The organism is Bradyrhizobium sp. AZCC 1610 (assembly GCF_036924515.1).
GTDB lineage: Bacteria > Pseudomonadota > Alphaproteobacteria > Rhizobiales > Xanthobacteraceae > Bradyrhizobium.
The window spans coordinates 5967742-5980203 of record NZ_JAZHRR010000001.1 but is presented as its reverse complement, the minus strand read 5'-3'; the positions used below and the strand labels follow the sequence as shown (position 1 = coordinate 5980203).

The window sequence follows — 12462 nt, the reverse complement described above, 5'->3', positions numbered from 1 at the left end:
GCTCACCGTATTTTCTTGTCGGATAATGACTGCGGCATCCCCCGCGCGGCCTGACCGAGCGTCCGCACGACGGCGCGCCGCGCAAGGCCAATCTTGAAGTTGTTGTGTCCGTAGCCTCTGGCGCCGTGCAGCAGCCAATCCGCGGCTTGCGCAAACGCGGCCGCGTCGGGGCGTTGTCCGAGCAGGGCCGCTTCGGCCGCGGAACTGCGCCATGGTTTGTGCGCAACGCCGCCGAGCGCCACGCGGGCTTCCTTGATCGTGTCGCCATCGAGTTCGAGCGCTGCCGCCACCGATACCAGTGCGAACGCATAGGACAGGCGATCGCGGATCTTCAGGTAGGAATAGTTCGCGCTAAAGCCCTTCGGCGGAAGCTCGATGGCCGTGATGATCTCATCGGGTTCGAGGTTGGTGTCGCGCTGGGGGGTGTTGCCGGGCAACCGATGGAAATCCGCAAACGCGATGGTGCGCGCCCCGGCGGGACCGGCGACATGCACCGTGGCTTCGAGCGCTGCGAGCGCAACGCACATGTCGGAAGGATGCGTGGCGATGCAGGCTTGGCTTGTTCCGAGCACCGCATTGATGCGGTTGACCCCGTCGATCGCCGAGCAGCCGCTGCCGGGCTCGCGTTTGTTGCACGGCGTCGCCGTGTCGTAGAAATAGAAGCAGCGCGTCCGTTGCAAGAGGTTGCCGCCGGTCGAGGCCATGTTGCGCAATTGCTGCGACGCGCCGGACATGATCGCGCGTGCCAGCAGCGGATAGCGTTCCTCTATCATCGGATGGTAGGCGAGGTCGGTATTCGGCACCATCGCTCCGATCAGAACGCCGCCGGTTGAGGTTTGCTCGATGCTCCTGAGCGGGAGGTGCGAAATATCGATCAGCCGAGTGGGCTCCTCGACATCGTATTTGATCAGGTCGATCAGGTTGGTGCCGCCCGCAATGAACTTCGCGGAAGGATCTGTGGCGATCTGCCTGATGGCGTCGGCGACGTCGTTGGCGCGTGCGTATTGAAATGGGGTCATGATTGCTCCATCGCCTGCAGGATCGCCGCCACGATGTTCGGATAGGCGCCGCAGCGGCAGATGTTGCCGCTCATCAGTTCGCGGATCTCGTTGGGCGTTCTTGCCTTGCCCTCGGCGAGCAGCCCGGCGGCCGAGCAGATCTGTCCCGACGTGCAGTAGCCGCACTGAAACGCATCCTGATCGATGAAGGCCTGCTGCAGCGGATGCAGCTCGCCGTTGCGCGCAAGGCCCTCGATGGTGATGATCTCGGCGCCTTCCTTCATCACCGCCAGCGTCAGGCAGGAATTGATCCGCCGTCCGTCGACGAGAACGGTGCAGGCGCCGCATTGTCCGTGGTCGCAGCCCTTCTTGGTGCCGGTCAGGTCGAGATGGTCGCGTAGCGCATCCAGTAGCGTCGTCCACGGCGCGACCCTGAGTTCCATCTGGTTGCCGTTGACGGTTAGCCGGATCGGAATTTTCTCCGGCACCGAGGCAGTCCGCGTTACCCGCTTTGCTGTGCCAGATCGCGCCATGTTGATCTCCGCCTGCCTGGGCTGGCGCGCCGATGGTGCGCGGGACGGGCCAGCCTGCTTGACCTTTCGCGCTGAGGGACCAGCCGCGGTTTCAAGCCTGCCTATCAACCAGTTCGAACAAGGAAGGTTCAAAGCGAAGGCGCGATATGCGCATCCGCTTCACTGCGCAGTTTCAGCGCAGCCTTCGGCGCCGTCGCGCGCGACTGAATGCGAGCGTGTCCGCAAGGTGAGTGTGGCTACAGCCTGTAGGCCGTGCGGAAGCCGCCCCAATGGCGGCCTTTGACGCGGATCGGCACGTCGATTTCGCGCATCATCACGGTGTTGCCGTTGCCCATGTCGCGGGCGTAGCTCTGGATCAGATAGGCGCGCTGGTTGCGCCCGGCGGCAAGCCCGGCCGCATCGTTGAAGATGCGGCGGTTGCGGCTGTTGGCGGTGTTCCAGGTAACGTCGCCCGGCCGCTGCGGGTGCGAATAGATCTTGTTGTGCACCGGCAGGTAGCCGTTGGTGTCGATCATGGCGCAGAATGCCATCCGCTTGTCCTTGGCGAGGAACGCTTCCTGAAACGGCGGCAGGGCGCGGTCGGCCCAGTCCAGGATTTTGGTGCGGTACTGCACCGGGTTACTGCCCGGTATTTCGATATAGTTGGTGTCGAACATGTCTTCCATCGAGATGGCGCCGCTATCGACGCCGTTCTCAAAAATCTTCTTCAACGCAGCGCCGGCTTCCATCGCGCGGGTGACGGCCTCGGTATTGTCGTCCTGGATCGACCATAATTTGTCTTCGATCTTCTCCGTCAGCGCCGCATCCGGCCTTTCGAACTGCGCGTGCGTGCCGGCCTTCGACCGCTGGACAATGCGAATCCGGCAGGCGCCGATATCCTGCAGCGTCGCGTTGAAGCTCTGGCCCTGCGCCAGCGCTTCCGCGTCTGCCCCGCTGACCAGAATGCCACCCATGGAAATTTCGTAGACCGGTGCTGATATCGCCCCGCGCGGGGCGGCAATTTCGATCTTGAGGCTGCAGGGCAGCCTTTCGTCCTTGCGGCGCTCCTTGCGGTCGCCTTCTTTTTCTCCCTGGCGCAGCAGCACCGCGCAACGCGCCTTGAGCTTCTGCGCAAAGGAGGTGACGGCCCGCCCGGCCTTGGCGACGCTTTCGCCATGGGCTTCGGCTTCCTTGGTCGCGCTGTCGATTTCGGTAGCGCTGTCGCCGACCGATGCGATGAAGCTGGAAGCGGAAGCCGCATTGTCGGCCATTTCGCCTGTTGTCGCGTTCTGCTCGGCAACCGCGCCGTTGACGTTGTCGAACACCGGGCGGATCGCTTCGATCGCCTGCGAGATGCGATGCACGGCATCGACCGAGCCCGCGGCGTCGCGCTGCAGCGCGTCGATCTTCTTGGTGATTTCCTCGGTGGCGTTCTGGGTCTGCACCGCGAGCGCCTTCACCTCGGTGGCGACCACGGCGAAACCACGTCCGGCCTCGCCGGCGCGTGCGGCCTCGATGGTGGAATTGAGCGCCAGCAGCGTGGTCTGCCGTGCGATCTGCGCGATCAGGTTGACGACATTGCCGATTGCCGCCGATGATTCCCTCAAGCGGTCGACATTGGCGCTGGCTTCGCGGGCGGCGTCGCTGGCCTGATCGGCGAGCTTGCCGGCGTCGCGGACCTGCGAGCCGATCCCCTGCGCCGACTGGGTGAACTTGTCGGCGGCTTGCGAAAAGGTCGTCGCCGTGCCCTGTGCGGCGGTGGTCCGGCTGGTCAGGGCATCGGTGCGCCGGCGGATGGTGGAGAGCGTCGCCGCGGTGGCCTCGGCGCCGCCGGCGACCGAATTGGCCGCGCGCTCGAGTTGGCGGATCATCGCGCCAAGTTCGAGCTCCAGCAGCTCAAGGATTGCCTTGGCCGAATCGCCCTCGGTGCTGACGGCCGGGGCCTGCGGAACCTTGGCTTCAGCGGCAGGCGCAACCGCTTCCGGTACCTGCTTTTTGAACAAACCGAACGCCATGGGGTCTCTTGGAGGTTGAGGGCGGTTGCGAAATCCTCTCATCCGAGCATGAAGTCATGGTTAACAACTGCCTGATATTTCGGCGCGCGGTAGTACCACCATACCCGAATCGGCTGCAAATCTTTGATTTTGCCCGATTGCCGGCCTATAAGGCCGCGCTTTCACCCCACAGCCCCTCCGGACGAATCCAAGAGACCCCTGCATGGCCGGCCATTCCCAATTCAAGAACATCATGCACCGCAAGGGCAAGCAGGATGCCCAGAGGTCGAAACTGTTCGGCAAGCTGGCGCGGGAAATCACGGTGGCGGCCAAGCTCGGAACCCCGGACCCGGCCATGAATCCGCGGCTGCGCGCGGCCGTGATCGCGGCGCGCCAGGAGAACATGCCGAAGGACAATATCGAGCGCGCCATCAAGAAGGCGACCGGCGGCGACAGCGAGAGCTACGACGAAATCCGCTACGAGGGCTACGGCCCCGGCGGGGTGGCCGTGATCGTCGAGGCGCTGACGGATAACCGCAACCGCGCCGCGTCCGACATCCGCTCCTTCTTCGCCAAGTCCGGCGGCAATCTCGGCGAAACCGGCTCGGTCGCCTTCATGTTCGACCACACCGGCATCATAGAATATGATGCCAGCACAGCCTCCGACGATGCGATGCTGGAGGCCGCAATCGAGGCCGGCGCCGACGACGTGGTATCCAGCGAAAGCGGCCACGAGATCTACGCCTCGCAGGAAACCTTTCGCGAGGTTGCGAAGGCACTGGAGGCGAAATTCGGCGAAGCCCGCAAGGCAGCGCTGACCTGGAAGCCGCAGAATACGGTCGCCGTCGACGACGAGACCGGCGAGAAGCTGTTGAAGCTGATGGACCTCCTCAACGAGCACGACGACGTCCAGAACGTCTACGCCAATTTCGAGATTTCCGACGCGCTGATGGCGAAGATGGGCGGGTAGGGAATGTTCATGTCCCGGACGCGGTGCAGCGTGCAACGCTGCTCCGCAGAGCCGGGACCCATGCTGCTGGGTACCGTGCGGATAGATGGGCCCCGGCTCTGCGTCGCGTCACTTCGTGTCGCGCCGCGTCCGGGGCACGGCCAGCCTCATCCAGGGGATTTCCGTTCTCTTTATGTTTCGTTCACCCGGCTCTGGCGTTATCACTACGCCATGACACCCCCACCGATTCGCCAACCCGTCCGGATCATCGGCATCGACCCTGGCCTGCGCCGCACCGGCTGGGGCGTGATCGAGACCGAGGGCAACCGGCTTGTCTTCATCGGCTGCGGTTCGGTGGAGCCGCCGGACGGTCTGCCGCTGGCCAGCCGCCTGCTGGCGATCCATGAAGGGCTTGCCGCAGTCCTCGGCGACTTCAGGCCGGCGGAGGCCGCGGTCGAACAGACTTTTGTCAACAAGGACGGCGTCGCCACGCTGAAACTCGGCCAGGCCCGCGGCGTCGCCATGCTGGCGCCCGCGATGTTCGGCATATCGGTTGCGGAATATGCGCCCAATCAGGTCAAGAAGACCGTGGTCGGCGCGGGACATGCCGACAAGAACCAGATCGCTGTGATGCTGAAGATATTGCTGCCGAAGGCCGAGCCGAAATCCCCTGACGCCGCCGACGCGCTCGCGATTGCCATCACGCACGCCCATCACCGCGGCAGCGCGGCGCTGCGGCTGAAGGTAGCGAGCCTATGATCGGTAAACTGAAAGGCCTGATCGATTCCTACGGCGAGGACTACGTGATCCTCGACGTCGGCGGCGTCGGCTATCAGGTGCATTGCTCGTCGCGCACGCTGCAGGCGCTGCCGTCGCCGGGTGACGCGGCGGTGCTCTCCATCGAAACCTATGTCCGCGAGGACCAGATCAAGCTGTTCGGCTTCCGCAGCGACGTCGAGCGCGAATGGTTTCGCCTGCTGCAGACCGTGCAGGGCGTCGGCGCCAAGGTAGCACTCGCGGTGCTCTCGACGCTGCCGCCGGCCGAACTCGCCAACGCCATTGCGCTGCGCGACAAGGCCGCGGTATCGCGCACGCCCGGCGTCGGCCCGAAAGTCGCCGAGCGCATCGTCAGCGAGTTGAAGGACAAGGCGCCTGCATTCGCCAATGTCGATCCCGCCGTGGTGCATCTCGCCGGCGCGGTCGACGATCACCGCGCGCCACGCCCGGTCACCGACGCGATTTCCGCGCTGGTCAATCTCGGCTACGGTCAGCCGCAGGCGGCAGCCGCCATCGCCGCCGCCTCGCGCAGCGCCGGTGAGAAAGCCGAGACTGCGCAGCTTATCCGGCTGGGCTTAAAGGAGCTGGCGAAGTGAGTAGCGCGGCCGATAACGTGAGCGCCGCGGTGGGATTTACACCGAAGACGGCGCTGGTGTTCCTGATCTTTCTCGCCGCCGGCCCGCCGCTCGGTTTCCTGGTGCTGTGGGGAACGGCATTGATTTTCGGGCAAGGTCAACCTGCCACGAGCTACAACGCCTCGATCTATCTGCGGACGTTCGGCGTTTTTGCGGTAGCTTCCTATATTGCCGGCGGTGTGCAGGCGCTGTTCCTGGCCTTCGTGGCTTCGATCGCTCAAGCCGCATCACGGGACGGAATGGTGCCCTTCCGGCCGATCTTTTTTGGGTCGCTATTCGTCACCGTGGCGTACACCGTTTTTATGATGGTGAAACGCGCCGGTCCGCCTGCCTGGGAAGGGTTATCGATATTCCTGGTCCTGCATACTGGTGCCGCGATACTGAGCTGGCTGATCTGCAACACGCTCCTGTGGCCATTCCGCCGCCGGACCGCTAACCAGGTCGCGGCATGATCACATCCTCCCGCATTGTCACGCCCGGGCGCCGATCCAACGGTGTCGGCGATACCGCGCCGGGACTGAAGGAACTGGCGAAATAGACTATGTTCGCGACTGACTGTCGAAGGAATGCGTTGCTGCCATGTTGAGCGAGAAAGACCAGGAACTAATTGCCGCCGCGATTGACGCGATCAGGCCGCGTTATCGCAACAAGTGGCAGGAGGTCGGCGCTGCGATGCGCACCCGCGACGGCCGCATCGTCACTGGCGTGAATATCGATGCCTATATCGGCCGGATCGCCGTCTGCGCGGAGGCGATCGCCATTGGGCGCGCCATCACCGAAACCGGCGATCGCGGCATTGAGACCATCGTCGCCGTGCGCCATCCCAAGCCGGACGAGCCCGGCAGTATCGCCGTGGTATCGCCCTGCGGCATCTGTCGCGAGCTGATCCATGATTACGATGCAAAGGCGCGGGTCATCGTTCCCGACAATGGCCGCGAGCCGAAGGTCGTCACCATCGGCGAGCTTTTGCCGAACAAGTACCGGAGGGGCAACGGGTGAACACCCCCTCCCGCATCGTCACCCCCGAGCGCCGTTCCGACGATGTCGGTGACACCGCGCTGCGGCCGCAACTGCTCTCTGAATTCGTCGGTCAGGCGCAGGCGCGCAAGAATCTCTCGATCTTCATCGAGGCCGCGCGCAAGCGGGGCGAGGCACTGGATCACGTGCTGTTCGTCGGTCCCCCGGGCCTCGGCAAGACCACGCTGGCGCAGATCGTGGCGCGCGAACTCGGCGTCGGTTTCCGCGCGACGTCCGGTCCCGTCATTGCCAAGGCCGGCGATCTCGCCGCGCTGCTGACCAATCTCGAAGAGCGCGACGTCCTGTTTATAGACGAGATCCATCGCCTTAGCCCGGCGGTCGAGGAAGTGCTCTATCCCGCGATGGAGGATTTCCAGCTCGACCTCATCATCGGCGAGGGACCTGCGGCACGCTCGGTCAAGATCGATCTCGCCAAATTCACCCTCGTCGGTGCCACCACCCGCGCCGGGCTATTGACCAATCCGCTGCGCGACCGTTTCGGCATTCCGGTTCGCTTGAATTTCTACACCGAGGAGGAACTGGAAAAGATTGTCACCCGCGGTGCCCGTGTGCTCAACATCGGCATGACGCCTGATGGCGCCAACGAGATCGCGCGCCGCGCCCGCGGCACGCCCCGTATCGCCGGCCGCCTGCTGCGCCGCGTGCGGGACTTTGCTTCTGCCGCGGACGCAAGCTCCATCGACCGCGCCATCGCCGACCACGCGCTGAGCGCGCTGGAGGTCGATGCCGCAGGCCTGGATGCCATGGACCGGCGCTATCTCACGACGATCGCGCTGAACTACGGTGGCGGTCCGGTCGGCGTCGAGACCATGGCGGCGGCGCTGTCGGAGCCGCGCGATGCTATCGAGGACATCATCGAGCCGTTCCTGATCCAGTGCGGCTATTTGCAGCGCACCCCGCGGGGTAGGCTCCTGACCTCGCACGCCTTCCGGCATCTCGGCCTCGCCGAGCCCGCCCGCGATCCTGCGCAGTTCGGGTTGTTCGGCAACGGCGACAGCGACGATTGATCGCTTCGAACCGGGTCGCGGCAAACACGCACTAAGGGCAGATACTGAACTTGCCGGCCGCCTCCGACGGCCGGCTTGTGACATCCTCGGCGGCGTCTGGTGTTACCGTGCGCCCAATGAACTGAAGGCGCGCTGGTGGGGCAGAACCGCTGGTGAGAAGCTGCTGGAGGGCTGCTGACGTTCTGCACAAACGCACCGCAATTCGGGCTCAATCCGCCACCATGTTTGCGATGCATCACGATTGGATCACATGTTAACTCGCCGTCATTTTCTGAAAGCCATGGGTGGATTGGGCGCGCTCGGCGTCTCGACCACCGCTTACGGATTCAGCGCGCCGGTCGTCCGGCTTCGCGTCGTGCGGTACAACATCTCACCGCCGCAGTGGCCGGCAGGGCTCAAGCTCAGGATCGCCGCCATCGCCGATCTCCACGCCTGCGATCCCTGGATGTCGCTCGATCATATCCAGGAGATCGTCGAACGCACCAATGCGCTCAAGCCTGACATCGTCGTCATGCTCGGCGACTATGTGGCCGGACACCGCAAGGTGACCCGCTTCATTCCCGATGCCGAATGGGCCGCCGTGCTGGCCGGCCTGAAAGCGCCGCTCGGCGTGCACGCGGTGCTCGGCAATCACGACTGGTGGGAAGACAAGACCGTGCAGCGCGAAGGGCAGGGACTGCCGAGCGCAGGCCGCGCATTGGAGGCCGCCGGGATTCCGGTTTACGAGAACGACGCCAGGAAACTCAGCAAGAACGGCCATGCGTTCTGGCTGGCAGGTCTCGGCGACCAACTCGCCTATATGCCGGCGCGCCGCTTCAGGCCGCTCAAACGCATCGGCGTCGATGACCTCGGCGCGACGCTGGCGAAGGTCACCGACGACGCGCCGGTGGTTCTGATGGCGCATGAGCCCGACGTCGCCAAACGCGTGCCCTCGCGCGTTGCGCTGCAGCTCTCCGGGCATACCCATGGCGGCCAGGTGCGGATGCTGGGCTGGTCGCCGATTTCGCCGTCCGGGCAGCAACTCGCTTACGGTCACATCCGCATGAACTGCGACGTCGTCGTCTCCGGCGGCCTCGGCTGCAGCATCATGCCGTTCCGTCTCGGCGTTCCCCCGGAAATCGTGCTGGTGACGCTGGGGGCGGCGCGGCCGGCGGTGGCGTAGATTTGCTGCTCAACGTAATAGTTGCGCCATCTGTGCATTCGGTACCAAAGCTGTTACTTTGGACCTTATGGATTCATCCGCCGAACAAGCTAGGAAGTTCGCTGTGCTCAAGAGCCTTATCGAAGAGGGTATGGCTGACGTGGAGGCGGGCCGTGTTGTGCCTTGGGATCTGAAAGAGTTTCTCAGGCTGGCTCGCGAGCAAGTAAATCATTTGAAATGATTCCCTACCTCGACGGCGAGATCCGCGACGGCCGCCATCACATGCAGGTCCGTGTCTACTACGAGGACACCGATTTCTCCGGCATCGTCTATCACGCCAACTATCTGCGCTTCATGGAGCGCGGGCGCACCAACCATCTGCGGCTGATGGGCGCCTCGCAGCAGGCGCTGTTCGAACAGGCGCAGGAGGAGACACCGGGCTTTGCCTTCGTGGTGCGCTCGATGGAGCTCGACTTCCTGCGCCCCGCGCGGATGGATGACGTGCTCGATGTGGTGACATGGCCGGTCGCAGTGAAGGGCGCTTCCATCACGCTGGCGCAGGAGGTGCGGCGCGGGGAGGACGTGCTGGTCAAGGCCGAGGTGCGCGTCGCCTTCATCAGCGAGGGACGGGCGAAACCAATCCCGAAATCGCTGCGGCAGTTGATGAAGGCCGACTTGGCTTCGGATTGATTCTTGCCGATTGACTCTCTGTACCGATCGGTACAGTCTCGCCGGACTGTCAACCCGGAGAAACGTCATGTCGCGTCCGCCGCTGCCGCCCTTCACCCGCGAAACCGCCGCCCAGAAGGCGCGCATGGCAGAAGACGCCTGGAATTCGCGCGATCCGGTGCGGGTGTCGCTGGCCTATACCGAGGACAGCCGCTGGCGTAACCGCTCCGAATTCTTCCAGGGACGCGATGCGATCGTAGCCTTCCTCACCCGCAAATGGACCAGGGAGCATGACTATCGCCTGATCAAGGATCTCTGGGCGTTCGATCAAAACCGCATCGCCGTGCGCTTCCAGTATGAATGGCACGACGATGCCGGGCAGTGGCATCGCTCCTACGGCAACGAGCAATGGGAGTTCGACGAACACGGCCTGATGCGGCGGCGCGAGGCCAGCATCAACGATATCGCCATCAAGGACAGCGAGCGCCGTTTCCACTGGCCGGCGCCTGGGGCGCGCCCGGCCGATGTCGCGGGCTTAAGCGAGAACCCGCTGTGACGCGATGCTGAAGAAAGGCGTCGAGCGCAGGGAAGTGTTGCGCGCGCTCGGCGAGGTGTTTCGCGCGCATGGCTATGAGGGGGCCTCGCTGACGTTGATCACGGAGGCCACCGGGCTCGGCAAGGGCAGCCTGTATCATCTGTTCCCCGGTGGCAAGGAACAGATGGCGGCCGAGGTGCTGGCCGACATCGACGGCTGGTTCGAACTCAACATCTATGCGCCGTTGCGCGAGGCCTCCGATCCCGCGCGCGCGATCGCCGCTATGATCGCGGGCGTCGACCAGTATTTTCATTCCGGCGATCGCGTCTGTCTGGTCGGTATGGTCGCGCTCGGGGCGGCGCGCGACACGTTCGCCGCCAGCGTCGACGATTATTTTGCGCGCTGGCAGGCCGCGCTGGCGCAGCTCCTGCGGCGATCCGGATTGAGCAGGAGCCAGGCGCAGCGGCGCGCGGAGGATGCGCTGTTGACCATCCAGGGCGCGCTGGTGCTGGCGCGGGCGCGCAACGACGCCGGGATATTTCGCCGGGCGCTGAGCGATCTGACGGCGCGGTTGTTGGCAGGGGGCAGTCCGTAGCCCGGATGGAGCGAAGCGTAATCCGGGAATCGTCGCGCAGAACGTGCCAAGCGGTCCCGGATTACGCTTCGCTCCATCCGGGCTACGCTTACCCCTCTTACGCCGCCGCCTTATGCCGCGCGAGTTCGGCCTTGTACAATTCGAACTCCTCGGCGACCGCCTTCGCGATGCTGGGGCGGGTGCGCAGCCGCTCGTAATAGGCTTTCACGTCCGGCCATTTCGCCAGCTCGATCGGCGGCGTTGCCATCGTCCAGTTGATGATGGTGACGAGATAGGCATCGGCCACGCTGAAATGATCGAGCAGGAATTCGCGGCCCTTCAGGTAGTTCTCGAGATAGTCGAGCCGCGACAGGTTCTTGTTTAGCGCATAGGTCTTCGCGTCCTGCGGCGCCGTCTTGTCGAGCAGCGGCACGAACAGGGCCTTGTGCAATTCGGTGCCGATGAAGCAGAGCCATTGATGCAGGCGGCTGCGCTCCTCTGCAGATGCGGCCGAAATGCCGGCATTTGGAAAACGGTCGGCGACGTATTGCAGGATCGCCGCGTTCTCCGTCAGCACCGTGCCGTCGTCGGTGCGCAGGGTCGGCACCAGTCCGAGCGGATTGACGGCGCGGAAATCCGAGCCGTCCTTCTGCACGATTTTGGTCTTGGGATCGACCTCGAGATAGTTGGCTTCGGCGCCGGCTTCATACAGCGCGATCCTGGTCGCCAGCGAGCAGGCGAGCGGCGAGAAATAGAGATCCATGGTTTGCCTCCTTGGCGGTTGATCAATCGGGCCGGCGCTTAGGGCGAGCGGGATTGATTTTTATACTGTTCCGCATAATATAAATCCGGTCAAGGAATTTATTGCGAAATGGTACAAAAAAGGAAGAAGCCGCCGGTTACGAAGATCGACGCTCCCGTGCCGCCCAAGCGGCGGGGCCGGCCGCGCGCCTATCAGCCGGACGTGGCGCTGGGCAAAGCGCTCGATCTGTTTCGCAAGGATGGATTCGCGGCGACGTCGTTGGACGATCTCTCCGCCGCCACCGGCATGAACCGGCCGAGCCTCTATGGTGCTTTCGGCGACAAGCGCGAACTCTATATCAAGAGCTATCGGCGCTATCGCGACGACGCGCGCGCGGCCATGGCCAATATCTTTCGCGACGAACTGCCGATCCGGCAGCGGCTCGGCCGCATCTATGCGGTGGCGCTCGACATCTACCTGTCCGGTGAAGCAGGCCCCCGCGGCTGCTTCACGGTGATGACGGCGGCTTCCGAGGCGGTCGCAGATCCCGACATCCGCGCCCTGGTGCTGGAAGGCTTGACCGAAATGGACAAGGCTTTCGCCGCCTGCTTTCGGCGCGCCAGGGAGAAGGGCGAGCTATCCAACAGCGCCGATCCGGCCGTGCTGGCGCAACTCGCCTCCGCCACTATTCACACCATCGCCATCCGCGCCCGCGCGCAGACGCCGCGCGCGGAACTGGAGGCCATCGTCAACGGCGCGATCGACGTGATGGTCGGGGCCTAGCTCTGCTGCTTCCCTTTCGTGTCCCGGCCTTGAGCCGGGACCCATGCCTCCGCGATTTCTCTTTAGCGTAGTGGCGGACCCCTTCCATAGCGATCATGTCCGGTTGGC

At 64.2% G+C, this 12462-nt stretch carries 15 protein-coding genes; 11 read left to right on the top strand and 4 right to left on the bottom strand.

Going from position 1 to position 12462, the window contains the following annotated elements; translation table 11 throughout:
* Nucleotides 1-2 precede the first annotated feature (2 nt).
* From V1279_RS29435 to V1279_RS29425, 3 genes are all read right to left on the bottom strand, one after another.
* Nucleotides 3-1019, bottom strand: coding sequence for an FAD binding domain-containing protein (locus V1279_RS29435; protein ID WP_334443200.1), 1017 nt, complete (start codon nucleotides 1017-1019; stop codon nucleotides 3-5).
* Nucleotides 1016-1531 (bottom strand): (2Fe-2S)-binding protein, encoded by a 516-nt coding sequence (locus V1279_RS29430; protein ID WP_334443198.1) that lies wholly within the window; start codon nucleotides 1529-1531, stop codon nucleotides 1016-1018. The genes V1279_RS29435 and V1279_RS29430 overlap by 4 nt, the downstream gene beginning before the upstream one ends.
* 236 nt (nucleotides 1532-1767) lie before the next feature.
* Complete coding sequence (locus V1279_RS29425) at nucleotides 1768-3525, bottom strand: methyl-accepting chemotaxis protein (RefSeq protein ID WP_334443195.1); 1758 nt, start codon at nucleotides 3523-3525, stop codon at nucleotides 1768-1770.
* Between the two features lie 202 nt (nucleotides 3526-3727).
* On the opposite strand from V1279_RS29425, the gene V1279_RS29420 reads away from it, so the two are divergent.
* From V1279_RS29420 to V1279_RS29375, 10 genes are all read left to right on the top strand, one after another.
* Nucleotides 3728-4474 carry a YebC/PmpR family DNA-binding transcriptional regulator gene (locus V1279_RS29420; protein ID WP_334443192.1) on the top strand — a complete coding sequence of 249 codons (747 nt, stop codon included), beginning with the start codon at nucleotides 3728-3730 and terminating at the stop codon, nucleotides 4472-4474.
* Between the two features lie 210 nt (nucleotides 4475-4684).
* Nucleotides 4685-5212 (top strand): crossover junction endodeoxyribonuclease RuvC, encoded by a 528-nt coding sequence (gene ruvC / locus V1279_RS29415; RefSeq protein WP_334443189.1) that lies wholly within the window; start codon nucleotides 4685-4687, stop codon nucleotides 5210-5212.
* The gene (ruvA, locus tag V1279_RS29410) at nucleotides 5209-5826 is read left to right on the top strand and encodes a Holliday junction branch migration protein RuvA (RefSeq protein WP_334443186.1); all 618 of its coding nucleotides are present in this window, start codon (nucleotides 5209-5211) and stop codon (nucleotides 5824-5826) included. Before ruvC ends, ruvA begins: the two co-directional genes overlap by 4 nt.
* Nucleotides 5823-6317 carry a hypothetical protein gene (locus tag V1279_RS29405; protein WP_334443184.1) on the top strand — a complete coding sequence of 165 codons (495 nt, stop codon included), beginning with the start codon at nucleotides 5823-5825 and terminating at the stop codon, nucleotides 6315-6317. The genes ruvA and V1279_RS29405 overlap by 4 nt, the downstream gene beginning before the upstream one ends.
* Nucleotides 6318-6444: 127 nt before the next feature.
* Nucleotides 6445-6864 (top strand): cytidine deaminase, encoded by a 420-nt coding sequence (locus V1279_RS29400; protein ID WP_065726757.1) that lies wholly within the window; start codon nucleotides 6445-6447, stop codon nucleotides 6862-6864.
* The gene (gene ruvB / locus V1279_RS29395) at nucleotides 6861-7910 is read left to right on the top strand and encodes a Holliday junction branch migration DNA helicase RuvB (RefSeq protein WP_334443182.1); all 1050 of its coding nucleotides are present in this window, start codon (nucleotides 6861-6863) and stop codon (nucleotides 7908-7910) included. Before V1279_RS29400 ends, ruvB begins: the two co-directional genes overlap by 4 nt.
* Nucleotides 7911-8160: 250 nt before the next feature.
* Entirely contained in the window at nucleotides 8161-9072 is a 912-nt protein-coding gene (locus V1279_RS29390) for a metallophosphoesterase (protein WP_334443179.1), read from the top strand.
* Between the two features lie 216 nt (nucleotides 9073-9288).
* Nucleotides 9289-9741 carry a tol-pal system-associated acyl-CoA thioesterase gene (gene ybgC, locus V1279_RS29385; RefSeq protein WP_334443177.1) on the top strand — a complete coding sequence of 151 codons (453 nt, stop codon included), beginning with the start codon at nucleotides 9289-9291 and terminating at the stop codon, nucleotides 9739-9741.
* Nucleotides 9742-9808: 67 nt separating this feature from the next.
* Nucleotides 9809-10276 (top strand): nuclear transport factor 2 family protein, encoded by a 468-nt coding sequence (locus V1279_RS29380; protein WP_334443174.1) that lies wholly within the window; start codon nucleotides 9809-9811, stop codon nucleotides 10274-10276.
* Nucleotides 10277-10280: 4 nt separating this feature from the next.
* Nucleotides 10281-10850 (top strand): TetR/AcrR family transcriptional regulator, encoded by a 570-nt coding sequence (locus V1279_RS29375; protein WP_334443171.1) that lies wholly within the window; start codon nucleotides 10281-10283, stop codon nucleotides 10848-10850.
* 97 nt (nucleotides 10851-10947) lie between these two features.
* On the opposite strand, the gene V1279_RS29370 is transcribed toward V1279_RS29375, so the two are convergent.
* The gene (locus V1279_RS29370; protein ID WP_334443168.1) at nucleotides 10948-11592 is read right to left on the bottom strand and encodes a glutathione binding-like protein; all 645 of its coding nucleotides are present in this window, start codon (nucleotides 11590-11592) and stop codon (nucleotides 10948-10950) included.
* A gap of 108 nt (nucleotides 11593-11700) precedes the next feature.
* On the opposite strand from V1279_RS29370, the gene V1279_RS29365 reads away from it, so the two are divergent.
* Nucleotides 11701-12354, top strand: coding sequence for a TetR/AcrR family transcriptional regulator (locus V1279_RS29365; RefSeq protein ID WP_334443165.1), 654 nt, complete (start codon nucleotides 11701-11703; stop codon nucleotides 12352-12354).
* Nucleotides 12355-12462 lie beyond the last annotated feature (108 nt).

Excerpts from the sequence above, each read along its gene's own strand:
- V1279_RS29380 (WP_334443174.1), top strand. The coding sequence starts at position 9,809 with ATGTCGCGTCCGCCGCTGCCGCCCTTCACCCGCGAAACCGCCGCCCAG.
- V1279_RS29435 (WP_334443200.1), bottom strand. The coding sequence starts at position 1,019 with ATGACCCCATTTCAATACGCACGCGCCAACGACGTCGCCGACGCCATC.
- V1279_RS29400 (WP_065726757.1), top strand. The coding sequence starts at position 6,445 with ATGTTGAGCGAGAAAGACCAGGAACTAATTGCCGCCGCGATTGACGCG.
- ybgC (WP_334443177.1), top strand. The coding sequence starts at position 9,289 with ATGATTCCCTACCTCGACGGCGAGATCCGCGACGGCCGCCATCACATG.
- V1279_RS29425 (WP_334443195.1), bottom strand. The coding sequence starts at position 3,525 with ATGGCGTTCGGTTTGTTCAAAAAGCAGGTACCGGAAGCGGTTGCGCCT.
- ruvA (WP_334443186.1), top strand. The coding sequence starts at position 5,209 with ATGATCGGTAAACTGAAAGGCCTGATCGATTCCTACGGCGAGGACTAC.
- V1279_RS29375 (WP_334443171.1), top strand. The coding sequence starts at position 10,281 with ATGCTGAAGAAAGGCGTCGAGCGCAGGGAAGTGTTGCGCGCGCTCGGC.
- V1279_RS29420 (WP_334443192.1), top strand. The coding sequence starts at position 3,728 with ATGGCCGGCCATTCCCAATTCAAGAACATCATGCACCGCAAGGGCAAG.
- V1279_RS29365 (WP_334443165.1), top strand. The coding sequence starts at position 11,701 with ATGGTACAAAAAAGGAAGAAGCCGCCGGTTACGAAGATCGACGCTCCC.
- V1279_RS29430 (WP_334443198.1), bottom strand. The coding sequence starts at position 1,531 with ATGGCGCGATCTGGCACAGCAAAGCGGGTAACGCGGACTGCCTCGGTG.
- ruvC (WP_334443189.1), top strand. The coding sequence starts at position 4,685 with ATGACACCCCCACCGATTCGCCAACCCGTCCGGATCATCGGCATCGAC.
- V1279_RS29370 (WP_334443168.1), bottom strand. The coding sequence starts at position 11,592 with ATGGATCTCTATTTCTCGCCGCTCGCCTGCTCGCTGGCGACCAGGATC.
- V1279_RS29390 (WP_334443179.1), top strand. The coding sequence starts at position 8,161 with ATGTTAACTCGCCGTCATTTTCTGAAAGCCATGGGTGGATTGGGCGCG.